Here is a 14,271-nt window from a genome sequence, read left to right on the forward strand (position 1 = left end):
ACGGGGGTGCCCAGAGGGGCGACGGCGGACAGTCGCTCGGCCTCAACGGACGCCGTCGCGTCCGAGCGCGGCCAGCCGCTCGCAGAGCGCGGGGCCGAGCGCGACCGTCCGCAGGAGGCCGACCGCCGCCAGCGGCGACGCGGCAGCGTCGGGGACCGGGTAGTCGTGGTCGGACCGAGCGGCCCCGGCCCTCCGGGAGAGCGTCGCGAGCCGGCGAGCGCGACCCGACGCGTAGGCGTCGACGACCGCCGACGCCGACCGGTCCGAGCGCGTGAGCGCCCTGACGAACGCGAGGGCGTCCTCGAACCCGAGCGCGGTCCGGAACCCCGTCGCCGGCGCGACCGGACAGGCGGCGGGCCCGCAGGCAGCCACGCGCCCGCGTCCCCACGACCCGGGCGAGGGCGACCGGTCGAACACTCGAACCTGTCGGACGGTCGTCGACTCGGCGCCGTCGAGTCCCGTCGGGACCGCGACGTCGTCAGGCACCACCGTTTCGGGGAGCGGGTCGTCCGCCGCCGAGTCGCGGTCCGGGGCCGGCGCCGTTACCCGGACCCACTCGCGGGCGTCGCCGGGGTCGGGGAGCCGCTGCACGAGCGCCGCGTCGTGCCACCGCTCGCGTATCCGGTCCCCGCCCCGGCCGTCGTCGGTTCCGGTCTCGTACTGGACCAGCGTCGCCGGCTCGGCTCGACGTCGGCCGCCCGGGTGAAGCGGGGGACTCAGTCCACCGGCGTCGACGACCACGTCGAACCACTCGCGGACGCCGTCGGTGAACTCGACGGCGACACCGTCTTCGCGGGCGGAGAGCTCGGCGACGGGCGTGTCGCGTCGACACCGTCGGCCGTCGAGGCGCGCTTCGAGCGCGCGACGGAGCCCGCGAGTCCGGACGAGGGCCGGCGACGCCTCGCCCGCCGGCAGGTCCCCGACGGCCGCGGCGTCGGTCGGGGCAGTCGAGTCGGTCCCCTGAACGGAGACGCCACGGACGGCGACAGCGCGGCTTCGCACCGTCGCGCCGACATCGACGGCGTCGAGCGCCGCCAGTGCCCACGGTGACAGGGGTGTCACCCGCGACCCGCTGGGCGTGTCGCCGCCCGCTACGACCAGCGGGTCGTAGCCCGCCCGCCGGAGCAACAGCGCGAGCGCGGCGCCGACCACGGTGGTCCCGACGACCAGGACCTGTCTGTCGGGGTGGCCGCCGATGGCGTCGTCGGTCGGCACCCGGAGCGCCCGGTCACTGGACCGGCCGGCGCCGCCCGCTCGCCCGATCCGAACGGTCGGCTCGGCGGGGCCGTCGTCGGCCCCCGAATCCCCCTCGGACTGCGGGTCACCATCGGTCGGCCGATCCGAACCGGCCGACGGCCCCCCGTCGATCGGGACGTCGGGAGGCGCCCCGGCGGCGCGACCGGGGTCGGTCCGCCAGCGTTCGAGCGGACGGTCGGTCGAACGCCGTCTCTCCGACGCGAAACGGCCACTCGGCTGCGACGGTCGACGGTCCTGCATTCGGTGGCCGTTCGCGGCCGGCGTACCTAAGGGGTCGAACCGTGTTTCAGACCGGGAAACAGCGCGGGGAACCCGGGAAGCCGTCGCTGTCGCCGTAGCCGCGCGGTCGACGCGGTCGCCGTGCGACTGACTCTCAACACAACGTGTGTAGCCTCCGCGAACGGGTCGGGACAACGCCAGTTGCCAGTACACCGAGGGGGGTCCGGTGGGACAGTACGGACGAGACGGACCGATGTCACTCACCGAATCCGTGCGGTCGGGGTCCGCCCAGACGCCTGACGACGCGTCGGGGGCCCTCTCGACCGACGAACTCCTAGAACTGCTGGACGCGGCGTACACGCGATCGATCCTCGAAGCGATCCGGACGGAGCCGAAACCCGCCCGGGCGATCGCGGACACCTGTGGGGCGTCCCGACCGACGGTGTACCGGCGACTGAACCGACTGCAGGAGGCCGGCCTCGTCGACACCGACCTCGCATGCGACACCGACGGGCACCACCGAACGGTGTTCGAGGCCGCGTTCGAGTCGCTGACCATCGGGTTCACCGACGCCGGCCTCTCGGTGACGGCCACAGGGTCCGATGCGGGCCTCGAACCCGCCACCGAGGACCGCGAGCCGCCGTCGGCCCGCTCGCATTGATCCCCGGTATGAGGGGTCGTTCCGGTCCGGACCGCCCTCGCCGGCGGACGCACACCGTTCCTCGTCGACGCCCCGCTCCCGGGATGGCTCCGTCCCGACCCGCGTGTTTCAGGGGCTGAAACACTGGACGCCGTTTGATTATGTCCCGGGTGGTACGATCGATCACCCGCCCCGGTCGGAGGCGGGCGCAGTATCCGGCCGCTGTCGCGCCCCAGTGACGCCGAACGTACCCGGTCCCACCCGCCGAACCGTCCGGTTCCCTTCCGCCGGACGCACCCACCACCGGGGGCGGCCCATCCCCCTCCACCCGGGCCGCCCCACACCACCACCGGTTCCCACTCCACCACCCACCCTGTCGGGCTACGTCCGCCGTCGCCCGGCCCCCCGCGGCCGCTTCGAGACAGGTCCCCGCTCGCTTCGGCCCCACGACGCAGTACGGTCTTCTGCCGCCACCGACTCGACTCCGAGCCGACGGGCTCCGGTGCCCGCCGACCGGAGGGGAGACGCGAAGGGTCGGTGACCCGAGTGTCCGAGTTCGGAACGCCGGTTCCGTCGTTACGATCCTCGCGCGCCCCCGTCGACCGTCACTCCGCCCGGTCGCTAGCCGCCTCGACGGCGTCGGCGTCCGCGACGGCCCGGCGCGCGTCGTCGAGCAGCCCGCCTCCGCCGGCGACCACCACTAGCGGGCCGCTCGCGGGAGCGTACACGTCCATCTCCGTGCCCTTCTCGGAGTACCACTGGTCGACGACGGTGACGAGGCCGGCCTCGACGAGGTTGTCGAGGTGGTAGTCGGCGTTCTGGAGCGAGGTGTCGACCCGGTCGGCCAGTTCCGACTGGGTCGCCGGTTCGCGGTACAGCTCCGAGAGGATCGACCGGGCGCGCTCCGACGAGAGGACCGAAAAGACGGCACCGGATTCGACGCCGTCGAGCCCGACGACTTCGGGCTCGGCGTCCGGCCGTTCGACCCGCGGCGTTCGCGGCAGTAGGTGGCTCATACCCGATACAACACCCCATACCCACAGAAACGGTGTCACTACGTTCGTCGACACCGCGCTCGACCCGGGCTAGATAGATAGATCCGGGGGCCCGAGCGCCGAACCGTCACCGAGGTGGGGCCGACGCGACGCCGACGCTCCCCCGTCGCGACGCGACAGGGTCGGCTCGCGGGACGAGGATCGACGACCAGCGGTGTGGCCTCGGCCCCTCGAAGCGCGCGAGACCGGGGATCGCCCGTCACGCTCTCCGAACGAGCTGGTTCCGGACCGCCCGCCGACAGGTCCGACACGTCTCGACCAGCCGAGCGACCGTCGACGGGACCGGGGAGCCGACCGGCAGTCCGTCGTATCAGAACGCGACGAGGTCGCGGTGGCGCACGCCGGCGTCAGGCGTCTGGTTCGTCGTCGCACCCAGCAGCGACTGGCGCTCCCGGACGAGTTGGTCACACTGCTCCTCGAACCGCGCCAGCCGACGGTGGCGCCGGGCCAGCGGGTCGAACCCGACCTCGCTCAGCGGCGTCTCGTCGGCCTCGGCGATCCACGCGGTCGTCTCCTCGACGAGCGCGACCGCCGACGAGAGGCCGTCGGCTTCACGGTCGAGCGCCGCCAGCACGGTCTCGGCCTCCGCCGTCCGCGTCTCGACCGCACCGAGGACACCTCGTTTGACCGCCGGCGAGAAGGTCGTCTCCGTCGCCGGCGCGAGCGCCGCCGCGACCGTCTCGGGCAGTTCGGCGCGGAGTGTCTCCGTCAGCGGTTCCGGGTCGTCGACGTCCGCGACGCTGTGGGGTCGGACCGTCTCCGCGAAGGCGGGCCGGCGACAGCGGTCCGGCGTCGCGGCGCCGCCGACCAGCTGTGGGCCACCGGAGACCGCGACTCCGGGCGCGGCCGACGGTCTCTCGGCCCCGACCTCGGCGTCGCGGTCCGCTCACCGGTCGGTGCCGCGCTCGGCGTGACCGTCAGCGTGTCGGTCGCCGTCGCGGTGGGGTCGCTCTCCTGGCCGTCTGTCAGCGTCGCGTCACCGCCCGAACAGCCCGCGAGGAGGCCACCGCCGAGGACGGCGCTGTACCGCAGGTAGTCTCTCCGCGTCGGCGCCTCGGTCGGATCGGTGGTGTCGTCGCTCATGGTCAGAGCTCTCCGTGTCTGATATCGGCGATCCGCTGCCGGTCGAACAGCCGTTCGTCCGCGTCGAACTCGTCGGGAAACAGCTGTTTCGCGGCCCGTTCGGTCTTCGAGAGGTTGCTGATCGGTCCCTGATACATCCCGCCCGCGGGATACACGTCGCCGTTCTGGACCGCCGTCAGCTGGCTCGCGGTATCGTGGTCCCGTAGGAACGAGAGGTACGTCTCCCGGAACGCCTCGCGCGTTCGGTGCGTGTCCGTGTAGAACAGCAGGACTTCGGGGTTGATCTCCAGCAACGGTTCGAAGTCGATCGACCCGCGGTCTGACGTAAAGCTCTGAACGTCGCTTCCCTCGAAAGCATCCTCGACGCCGAGGTCGTGCCAGTGCTTGTAGGCGGTGGTGTCGCCCAGCCGGTAGGGATAGAACTTTTCGGGCTCGGTCGACCCCGGGGACAGGAGCCCGATCGCCGGCCGTTCGCTCTCGGGCGGTAGTCGGTCCTGAATCCCGGAAATCGTCTCGTCGTGGAGCGACTGCAGGGCCTCGAAGCGGTCGGTGCGCCGGAACACCTGAGCGACCTTCTCGGTGGCCTCGTAGAGGTCGAAGTACGGATACCCCTCATGCCAGGGGTACGTCGAGAAGCTCGTGTTGCCGCAGAACGGGCCCACGCTCTCGGCGATCCCCTCCACGTCACTTCGCTCCCAGTTCGGGATGAGGTTGATCATGTAATTCGGGTCGACGAAGTGGACCCCGGCGTCGATGTCGTAGAGTAACTCCTTCGAGATGCCGTCCTGCCAGAGCGAGGTCATCTCCGTCTTGCTCGGCGACAGGCCCGGAATATCATCGTAGTGCCACGTCCGATACTCGCCCGTGAGGACGACGGCAGCGGGCTTGTCCAACCCGAGCGCGACGCCCATGTCCGCCCAGCTGGCGTTCTCGGCGACCCAGGTCTCGGGCGGCGACTCGAAGGTCACCTCGCCGACCGGCGCCATCGTCACCGAGTACGAGCCGGGCGTCGCCGTCGGTTCTCCGGTCGGCGTTGCCGTCCCCGATGCCACCGTGGCCGTCGCCGTCGGTGTCGCCGTGGCAGTCTCGGGCGGTTCGCTCGGGCCGGTACCGTCGCTGTCCGGCGTCTCCGTTTCCTCACCGCCGCCCGAACAGCCCGCGAGGAGGCCACCGCCGAGGACGGCGCTGTACCGCAGGTAGTCTCTCCGCGTGGGCGCCTCGGTCGTGTTGCTGATGTCGTCACTCATACTCAGAGGTCTCCGTTCACGATGTCCGCGACGCGCTGGCGGTCGAACAGCTCCTCACCACCGGTCACGTCGCCGAACTCCTCGGGAAACAGCTGTTTCGCGGCCCGTTCGGTCAGGAACAGGTTGTGGATCGGTCCCTGGTGGAGGTAGCCGCCGCGGTAGACGCGACCGCTCTGGACGGCGGTCAGTTCGCTCCCGACGGGGTGGTCCTCCATGTACGCCAGGACGGTGTCGCGGAACTCCGCGGCGGACTTGCGCTCGTGGCCGCGGACCAGGAGCACGTCCGGGTCGACCGACAGCAGGTTCTCGTAGTCGAGTTCCCCCCGGTTCTCCGTGCTGAGGTTCTCGATGCCGGTGCCGGCGAGGGCGTCGCCGACGCCCAGGTCGCGCCACTGCTTCTTGCTCGTCCCCTTGTCCGTCAGCCGGTAGGGCGAGAACGTCTCCGGTTCGCTCGTGCCCTCGAAGGTGAGCATCACACTCGGGCGCTCGCCCGCGGGGGGAAGGCGGGTCTGGATCCGGGCGAGGAAGTCGTCGTGGAGCGACTGGAACGCCTCGAAGCGTTCGCGTTCCTGGAAGACGGCCGCGACCGTCTCGAAGGCCTCGTACAGCGAGTAGTAGCGGTAGTCGTGCCAGCCGTCCGAGCGGCGGAAGATCAGGTTGCCGACGAACGGCGCGACGTTGTCGGCGACTTCCTCGACGTCTCCCTGGTCCCAGTCGAACCAGTTTTTCAGCATCCCCGGGTCGTAGAGGTGCACGTCGCAGTCCAGTTCGTAGAAGGCCTCCCTGGTTCGCACAGTCGGGTACTGCTCCAGCGGAGTCGAATCGACACTCACCCCGGGTAGCTCGTCGTAGACGGCCGTATAGTACCGGTCCGCGCCGCCGATCCCGGCCATCCCGTCGGCCTGTCCGAGCGCGACGCCCATGTCGGCGTACTCCCCGCAGTAGGCGATCCACCGCTCGGGCACCGCGTCGAAGGTGACCTCGCCGACCGGCGCCATCCTCACCGAATAGGACTCCGTCGCCGCCGCGGTCGCGGTGGATTCGCCGTCGGGCGGTGTGTCTCCCGGCGCGTCCGTCGCAGTCCCGGCGTCGTCGCTCGCCCCGTCGGTCGGCTCCGACCCTCCACCGGCACAGCCGGCGACCAAGCCGGCCGCCGCGAGGGCAGCGCCGTACTTCAGGTAGTCGCGTCGGGTCCGTGCCTCGGTCGTGTCGGTCTCGTCGTCGCTCATGCTCAGAAATCTCCGTTGACGATGTCAGCGAGCCGTCCGCGGTCGAACAGCTGTTCGTCCTCCGAGAGCTGCCCGTATCCAGGATAGCCGCCGAACTCGTCGGGGTAGAGCTGCTTGGCAGCCATCTCCGTCTGGAACATGTTGATGATCGGGCCCTGGTAGGGAGTGCCGCCGACGTACAGGTCGTCGTTCTCGACGGCGGTCACCTTGCTCCCGACGGGGTGGTCCGACAGCACCTCCCGCTGCTGTCGAATGTAGTTCTCACCCTGGAAATCGCGGTACGTGACGCCGAAGTTGAAGATGATGACGTCCGGGTCGTACTCCAGGAGCCCCTCGTAATCCACGATCACGGACGACTGGCCGTCGTAGGCGCCGTCGAACGCGTCGACGACGTTCAGGTCGCGGTACTGTTTCTTCCCCCAGGTCTTCCCGACCGCCGATTTCGGGTTGTACACGACCCACCCGTCGCGGTTCTCCGGGTTGTACCGGCCGTTCACCAGCGCCAGCGACCGGCGCTGGCTCTCGGGGGGCACCCGCGAGCGAACGTCGTCGACGAACGGTTCGTAGAGGTCCAGCAGTGCCTCGCCGCGTGCTTCCTCGCCGAACAGGGCGGCGTATCTCGGGATGTACTCGGGAAGCGAGAGGTAGGGATAGGGCTCGCCGACGGGCCAGTGGGTCCATCCCTCGAAGCGCTTGCGCCGGCTCTCGTTGCCGAACCAGGGGGCGACGTTCTCCCGGATCTCTCGGGCTTCCGACCGGTCGAGCCCGTAGATCGCGATGAGAGGGTTCGGGTCGACCGCCAGCAGGTCCGGGTCGAGTTCGTACAACACCTCGAGGTCGGTGTCGCGCTCCTCGGTCGTGAACTGGGTGAGCTCGTCGGTCGCGGGCGCCGAGACACCGTCGAGGAAGTCGTAGAACCCGGTGTACCAGAACCCCGGGTCGGCCATCCCGACGGCGCCGTCGGCCTGTCCGAGCGCTGTCAACACGTCCGCGGTGAACCCGAGGCCGCCCACCCACGAGGACGGCGGTTCCTCGAGCGTGAGCTCGCCCACCGGTGGCATGGTCGCCGCGTAGGACTCCGGTTGCGTGGGCGCTTCTGTCGGCGTCTCGGTCGCCGACGCGGTCGCCGTCGGAGTCGCCGTCCCGGTCGGTTCCGCCGTCGGCGGCGGCGTGTCCGCGTCCGTCGAGCCGGACCCATCGCCCGTCGCACCGTCGCTCGAACAGCCCCCGAGCAGACCGCCGCCGATGACCGCGCCGCCATAGGTCAGGTATTTCCGCCGCGTCGGTCCACGCTCCTCGTTCGCCTCGTCTGCCATGTTTTTAGGCTAGCCTAAAAGGTATAAATTACTTCTGATTTTTTGGCTGGCCGAAAAATCTGAGAGGTCACCGCGGGTACGCCGCTACACGGGCACACCGGCGGGCCCTGTTCGGGAGTGTCTGTCCGCAGCGAGGGTATTCGCCGTCGGCGTCCGGCGTCGTCATCGCCTCGAGGGCCCACCCTCTCTGGGGCCGCTTCGTCGCGCGGTCGTCGAACCAGTTCGGGACAATTACTCGCCAGTTCCTCGATGTGTGACCGTCTCTCTTCGAGCCCGTTCCGAGCACGTGTGGTCTGTCGTCGATATCTCGGTCGCTACTCGTCCGCCAGACTCGGGTGCGTGACCTGTTCGTCCGGGTGGGGCTCGGCGAAGCGCTCGCCCATCACGTCGAGCGACCGCGCTTCGCGGTCCGTTCGCTCGGCCTCGTCGATCTCCTCACAGCCGGGCGGCAGGTCACGGCCACGCTCGGTGAAGTAGCCATCGGGCGCGACCCAGTCGTGGTAGAACGGCCGGTCGTCGTCTTCGAGGATCGTCACACCGACCTCGGCGCCGTGGCCGGCGCAGACGATAGCCTGGTGGGGCTTCTCGGCGAGTCTGCCGGCCGCGTACAGGCCGTCGACGCCGGTGCGACCGCGCTCGTCGGTGTCGACGAACGCCTTCCCGCGGTCGATGATCCCGACGCCGTCGATCCCGTCGAGATAGCCGACCGCGTTCTTCGTCGCCGCGACCACGTACGTCGTGTGATAGCGGTCGCCGTCCCCGGTCTCGACGGCGAACCCCTCGTCGGTCCGTTCGACCCGCGTGACGGTCGCGGTCACCTGCTCGCAGCCGGCGTCCGACGCCTGTTCTTCGAGCAGGTCGAGCAACTGCCGGCCGTTGACGCCCGCCGGAAAGCCCGGGAAGTTCTCCAGGTGGGCGTTGCGCCGGAGGATCGACTCCCCCGAGTCGACGACGAGCGTGTCGAATCCGTGACGGGCGGTGAACACGGCCGCGGAGCGGCCGGCGACGCCGCCGCCGACGACGACTACGTCCATCGGAGCCGCCATGGCTCAGATCTCCCCGTTGATGCTGTTAGAGGATTGTTGATAGTCGAACAGCTGTGCGTCCTCGTCGTTCACGTCTTTCCCCATGTTTTAGGCTAGCCTAAAAAGTATAAATCACTTCTGATTTTTCGGCTGGCCAGGCCCCCGGAGTTCACCGCGGCGCGCCACAGCGCGGGCACATCGGCGGCCCCTGCTCGGGGACTTCCAGGCCGCACTGGGGGCATTCGCCGTCGGCGCCCGGCGTCGTCACCGCCTCGACCGCTCGCTCCGTCGACGCGTGAACGGATTCGAGCGGTCCCGTCCGTGTCCGTTTCGTCACGCGACCCGCCACCGTTTCGCACGGGCCTGTGAACGGTGTGGTCACGAGTGCGTCTGGGTCTCTACTCGTCTCCGGCACTGCCGTCGACGTCGAGGGGTCGAACGTGAGCGCGACGGCCCGACGGGCGAGAACAGTCCCGCCCGTCGTCGAGCGGGTCTTCGGGGAGTCGTCGGCGCCAAGAGCGGCCCCTCGCGGCGGAGTGAGCGGTCGAAGCGGGCCGGGTGCCCGGATCAGCATTTTCGCGGTGGTGCTGCCGGCCTCGAGTCGAGAAGGACCACAGGTCCCTCTGAGTGGTTTACGTGTGCTTGTCGATGAGCTGCTCGGCGCAGCGCTCCCACTCGGCGTCCTCGTCGTAGTAGCGCTCGGCCAGCGGCTCCTCGGGCATCTCGCCGGTCGAACGCTTCTCCTGCCCGTAGGAGGGGCGGTCGTCCTTGTAGAAGCGACCGGTCAGCACCTCGCCCTCGTAGAGCTTCGACTCGACCTCGTACATCATCTCGCCGGCTTCCTGGCGGTTCGTCACGTCGAAGTCGTAGTCCTCGGAGTCCTGCACGTCCGTGTACGGGACGTACTGGCGAGCGTCCTTGTTCCAGGTCGGACACTGCGTGAGGAAGTCGACGTGGGCGAACCCGTCGTGTTCGACGGCCTCGGCGATGATCTCGGCGGCCTGGTTGGGGTTGACCGCCGCCGTGCGGGCGACGTAGGAGGCACCCGACGCCAGCGACAGCGAGAGCGGTCGGACGGGGTCCTTGGCCGACCCGCTGGGCTGGGTCTTGGACTTGTGACCCTTCGGGCTCGTCGGCGAGGTCTGGCCCTTCGTGAGGCCGAAGATCTCGTTGTTGAACACGATGTAGGTCATGTCGTGGTTCTCGCGGGCGGTGTGCATGAAGTGGTTCCCGCCGATCCCGTAGCCGTCGCCGTCGCCGCCCGCTGCGACGACCTCGACGCCGGGGTTGGCCAGCTTCGCAGCCCGCGCCACGGGCAGCGAGCGCCCGTGGATGGTGTGGAAGCCGTAGCTCTCGAAGTAGCTGTTCAGCTTGCCCGAACAGCCGATCCCCGTACAGAGCAGGACCTCGTCGGGGTTCTTCCCGAGGTTGGCCATCGCCTTCTTCAGGGCGTTGTTCACCGCGAAGTCGCCACAGCCCGGACACCACGTCGGCTGGGGCTCGATCCCGGGTGTGAACTCGTCTTCCTCCGCTTCTTCCGGATCGCCGATCGCGCTGAATGCACTCATTGGTTAGTCACCTGCCGCTGGGACGTACTTCATGTTGTTCACGGCCAGTTCCTCGCCGTCGATGCTGGACTCGAAGCCCTCGACGATCTCGGCCGGCTCGAACGGGTTCCCGTTGTACTTCAGCAGGCTGGAGAGCTTCGGCCCGAAGCGACCGAGTTCCTTCTGGGTGAGCCCGCGGAACTGCGCGGTCGCGTTCATCTCGACGACGAGACACTCCTCGACCGATTCGAGGAACTCGCTGACCTCCGCCTCGGGGTAGGGCATCATGTCGCTGACGCCGATGGCCTTGACCGAGTGGCCCGCGTCGTTGAGCCGGTCGACGGCCTCGAAGACCGTCCCCTGGTGGCTCCCCCAGCACATGATCCCGTACTCCGCTTCGTCGGGACCGTGATGGGTCTGGTTGCCCTTCTCGTCGAGCTCCTCTCGGATGCTCTCGAGCTTGCCCAGGCGGCGGTCCATCTGCAGGACGCGGTTGGTCGGGTCCTCGCTGATGTGGCCGGCCTCGTTGTGCTCGTTGCCGGTCGCGAGGAAGCGCCCGCCCTTCTGGCCGGGCACCGAGCGCGGGCTGACGCCCTCCTTGCCCTCGTCGGCGTCGTACTGGAAGCGTTTGAACTTGCCAGCGTGGTGTTCGGCGGCCTCGGCGATCTGCTCCTCGGTGACGACCGAGCCGGCGTCCCCGTCGGGCTCGCGGTCGAAGAAGCTCGCGTCGACGTTGCGCAGCTCGCCCTGGAGCTTCTGGTCGTAGATGAGGATCGACGGGATCTGGTAGTCGTAGGCCAGCTCGAAGGCCGTGCGGATCTGCTCGTAACACTCCTGCTGGTCGCCCGGCGCGAGGACGACTCGCGCGGAGTCGCCCTGGCTGGTGTAGAGGACGTGTTCGAGGTCGGCCTGCTCGGGCTTGGTCGGCATCCCGGTCGAGGGGCCGGCGCGCATCGCCTCGACGAGCACGACCGGCGTCTCGGACATCTCCGCGAGGCCGAGCGGTTCGCTCATCAGTGCGAACCCGCCACCGGACGACCCGGACATCGACTTGACGCCGGCGTGGCTGGCACCGAGCGCCAGCGCCGCCGCGGCGATCTCGTCTTCGACCTGCTCGGAGATCCCCCCGAACTGCGGGAGGTTCTGGGACATGATCGTGAACACGTCGGTCCACGGCGTCATCGGGTAGCCGGCGATGAACCGACAGCCGGCGTCGAGCGCTCCGTACGCGATGGCGTCCGACCCGGAGACGAGCGCCTGCTCCTCCTCGGGTTCGTCGTGGTCGGGCATCTCCAGGTCGTGGGTCTGCTCGAACTCCTGGGCCCGCTCGAAGCCGTCCTGAATGACGGCGAGGTTGGCCTCGAGGATGTCGTCGTTCCACATCTCGTCCATGATCCCCTCGTACTCGGAGGTGTCCATGTCGAGCAGCGCCGCGGTCACGCCGATACCGGCGTTGTTCCGCATGATCTCGCGGCCGTGTTCCTTCGCGATGCCGCGCAGGTCGACCGGGTAGACGTGCCAGCCGTTCTCCTCGGCGCGCTCGTGGAGATCGATCTCCTCGACCTGCTCGTCGTCGATGAGCCCCGAGTCGTAGACGATGATGCCGCCCTCGCGGAGGTCGTCGAGGTTCTCCGAGAGCGGTTTCAGTTCCTCGTTGCCGTAGTAGGCGTCTTCCGAGGGGTTCCGCGCGAAACTGTCACCGAGCGCGAGGAGGAAGTTGTAGCCGTCCCCGCGCGAGGCCGCCCCGTCGGGGGTCGCCCGTACCTCCACGTACGTGTGGCCGCCCCGAATCCGGGACGGGTAGTGTCGGTGTGTGAATACGTCGAGCCCCGAGCGCATGAGGGCCTTGGCGAAGTATCGACTGTTGCTGTCGATACCGTCGCCGGAACCACCCGCAATCCGCCATATTAGTTCCTGATCTGTCATGGATACATCGATCGGCCCCGATTCGGGTGCCGTGAACGAAACGAGGACTGGACCCGACTAAAGCGTTTTCACTCCGTCACCGCCGAATAATCGTGAAGGTTGGGTACGGGCCGTCTCGCGCCTGAACTCGGCAGAGGGTGACAACAGCATGCACATCGAGTGTCTTCCGTATCTCTCGGAGTTCGTTGTTTCAGAGTGAAGTACGTTCTCTATGTCCCAATCGGGCAAAGTTGTCGAATCTCCGTTACTTTGGTGGCACTTTCAGCGTCGATTCTCGGGCGACCAGGTTTTTCCGGGAGTCGACGAATCGGGACGTATGATTCGACGAACGCTCGCGGTCGGGAGCGTCGCGCTGACCGGCGTGGCACTGGTCGTCGGGGCCGCGTCGAACGTCGCCGGGGCGGAAGGCGACGGCGTCGCGCTCGCGCTCGTGGCGCTCGGAGCGGTGCTGGGCACCGCCATCGTCGCCGGGGCGGCGTACCTCTACCGTAGCGACGTGGCCACCGCCCACACGGGGCGGATCGCCGGCTGGAACCTCCTCGGGGTCGCGCTGCTGGGAGTGATCCTCGCGCTCGCTCGGCTGGCGCCCGGCGTCGAGATCCCCGCCTACGTCGTCGTCGACGTGCTGGGAGTCAGCTCCGTCGCCCACCTGCTCATCGGGTACAACGACGTGCGCCGCATCCGCGCGGAGGAACTCGCTCGCCAGCGCCGGACCCTCGCCGTCGTCAACCGGCTCACCCGGCACAACCTCCGCAACCGCACTCAGATCCTCACCGGTCACGCCGCGATGCTCGCCGAGGAACTGGACGACGACCAGCGGGCCGCCGCCGAGACTATCCGCGCCACGGCCGGGGAACTCGCCGACGTGGACGGCGAACTCGCCGCCATCCAGACGGCGCTCAACGGAGACGCCCCGACCGACACGGTCGACCTCGCCGACCTAACCGAGGACGTGATCGCCCCGTACCGCGACCGCTACCCGGACGGCGAGTTCGCGGTCGACGTCCCCGAGGGGCTCGCGGTTCACGGCGACGACCAGCTGGTCACCGCGCTCGACCACCTCGTCGAGAACGCCGTGGAACACGGTTCCACGAGCAGTCGGCCAGGGGCCGACGACGCCGTCGAACACGGCAGCAGCGGTGACCCGTACGTCCGCGTCTCGGCCGAGACCGACGGGGGCCTGGTCACCGTCGACGTGACCGACCGCGGCCCCGGCGTGCCCGACGACGAGGTCGCGGTGCTCACCGAGCGACGCGAGATCAGCCAGCTCGAACACGGGAGCGGGCTCGGTCTGTGGGTCGTCAAGACCGTCGCCGAACGCTACGGCGGCGACCTGGCCGTCGAGAACGACGAGGACGGCGCCACGGTGTCGGTCGGCGTCCCTGCGGCCTGAAGGCGAGGGTGTCTGCCTGCCCACGTCGGCGTACGGGCCGCGGATCGGAACGAACTAACACGGGGCCGTTCTTGGACGCGACGATGCCCTCCGAAACGGACGCGTTGCTTCGCTCGATACGACGCTGGCTGATCCTCGCGACGTTCGCGATCGGAGTCGGTGTGGTCGCTATCGCCGACGCCGGGTACATCGTGTCTAACTATCAGGACGAACTCGTGTTCGCGGTCGGCGGTGTCGCCGGCGGCGCGGTCGCGCTGCTGGCCGGTCTGACGCTGCTGTCCGACCTGGGTAGCGGGGGCGACCGCCCGGAGCCGTCCGAGTGACGGACCCCGCC

At 69.2% G+C, this 14,271-nt stretch carries 14 protein-coding genes; 3 read left to right on the top strand and 11 right to left on the bottom strand.

Annotation, left to right across the window (positions count from 1 at the left end):
- Positions 1–42 precede the first annotated feature (42 nt).
- The gene (locus C475_RS19560) at positions 43–1,215 is read right to left on the bottom strand and encodes an FAD-dependent oxidoreductase (RefSeq protein WP_152436548.1); all 1,173 of its coding nucleotides are present in this window, start codon (positions 1,213–1,215) and stop codon (positions 43–45) included.
- 514 nt (positions 1,216–1,729) lie between these two features.
- Between C475_RS19560 and C475_RS19565 the strand changes: the two genes are divergently transcribed.
- A complete protein-coding gene (locus tag C475_RS19565; protein ID WP_006885633.1) occupies positions 1,730–2,137 on the top strand; it encodes an ArsR/SmtB family transcription factor in 408 nt (135 codons plus the stop codon).
- 584 nt (positions 2,138–2,721) lie between these two features.
- Here C475_RS19565 and C475_RS19570 read toward each other — a convergent pair.
- The 10 genes from C475_RS19570 to C475_RS19610 all read right to left on the bottom strand — a co-directional run bounded on the left by C475_RS19570 (position 2,722) and on the right by C475_RS19610 (position 12,544).
- Positions 2,722–3,132 (bottom strand): ArsR/SmtB family transcription factor, encoded by a 411-nt coding sequence (locus C475_RS19570; RefSeq protein WP_006885634.1) that lies wholly within the window; start codon positions 3,130–3,132, stop codon positions 2,722–2,724.
- A gap of 349 nt (positions 3,133–3,481) precedes the next feature.
- Entirely contained in the window at positions 3,482–3,982 is a 501-nt protein-coding gene (locus tag C475_RS25465) for a DUF7260 family protein (RefSeq protein WP_449404421.1), read from the bottom strand.
- Positions 3,880–4,254: a hypothetical protein gene (locus C475_RS24520; protein WP_006885636.1), complete on the bottom strand. Its 375-nt coding sequence runs from the start codon at positions 4,252–4,254 to the stop codon at positions 3,880–3,882. Before C475_RS24520 ends, C475_RS25465 begins: the two co-directional genes overlap by 103 nt.
- A 2-nt stretch (positions 4,255–4,256) precedes the next feature.
- Entirely contained in the window at positions 4,257–5,501 is a 1,245-nt protein-coding gene (locus tag C475_RS19585) for an ABC transporter substrate-binding protein (protein ID WP_006885637.1), read from the bottom strand.
- Positions 5,502–5,503: 2 nt separating this feature from the next.
- Positions 5,504–6,730 carry an ABC transporter substrate-binding protein gene (locus tag C475_RS19590; protein ID WP_006885638.1) on the bottom strand — a complete coding sequence of 409 codons (1,227 nt, stop codon included), beginning with the start codon at positions 6,728–6,730 and terminating at the stop codon, positions 5,504–5,506.
- A gap of 2 nt (positions 6,731–6,732) precedes the next feature.
- Positions 6,733–8,046: an ABC transporter substrate-binding protein gene (locus C475_RS19595; RefSeq protein ID WP_006885639.1), complete on the bottom strand. Its 1,314-nt coding sequence runs from the start codon at positions 8,044–8,046 to the stop codon at positions 6,733–6,735.
- Positions 8,047–8,360: 314 nt separating this feature from the next.
- Positions 8,361–9,092: an FAD-binding protein gene (locus tag C475_RS19600; protein WP_006885640.1), complete on the bottom strand. Its 732-nt coding sequence runs from the start codon at positions 9,090–9,092 to the stop codon at positions 8,361–8,363.
- 148 nt (positions 9,093–9,240) lie between these two features.
- Entirely contained in the window at positions 9,241–9,408 is a 168-nt protein-coding gene (locus C475_RS24075) for a hydrogenase maturation nickel metallochaperone HypA (RefSeq protein ID WP_161625229.1), read from the bottom strand.
- A gap of 295 nt (positions 9,409–9,703) precedes the next feature.
- Positions 9,704–10,639 (bottom strand): thiamine pyrophosphate-dependent enzyme, encoded by a 936-nt coding sequence (locus C475_RS19605; protein ID WP_006885641.1) that lies wholly within the window; start codon positions 10,637–10,639, stop codon positions 9,704–9,706.
- Between the two features lie 3 nt (positions 10,640–10,642).
- On the bottom strand, positions 10,643–12,544 hold the full coding sequence (locus C475_RS19610) for a 2-oxoacid:acceptor oxidoreductase subunit alpha (protein ID WP_006885642.1): 1,902 nt from the start codon (positions 12,542–12,544) through the stop codon (positions 10,643–10,645).
- A 316-nt stretch (positions 12,545–12,860) separates the two neighbouring features.
- Here C475_RS19610 and C475_RS19615 point away from each other — a divergent pair, with 316 nt between their 5' ends.
- Complete coding sequence (locus C475_RS19615) at positions 12,861–13,937, top strand: sensor histidine kinase (RefSeq protein WP_006885643.1); 1,077 nt, start codon at positions 12,861–12,863, stop codon at positions 13,935–13,937.
- An 83-nt stretch (positions 13,938–14,020) separates the two neighbouring features.
- The gene (locus C475_RS19620) at positions 14,021–14,260 is read left to right on the top strand and encodes a hypothetical protein (protein WP_049931042.1); all 240 of its coding nucleotides are present in this window, start codon (positions 14,021–14,023) and stop codon (positions 14,258–14,260) included.
- The last annotated feature ends 11 nt before the right edge of the window (positions 14,261–14,271 follow it).

Source organism: Halosimplex carlsbadense 2-9-1 (genome assembly GCF_000337455.1).
GTDB lineage: Archaea > Halobacteriota > Halobacteria > Halobacteriales > Haloarculaceae > Halosimplex > Halosimplex carlsbadense.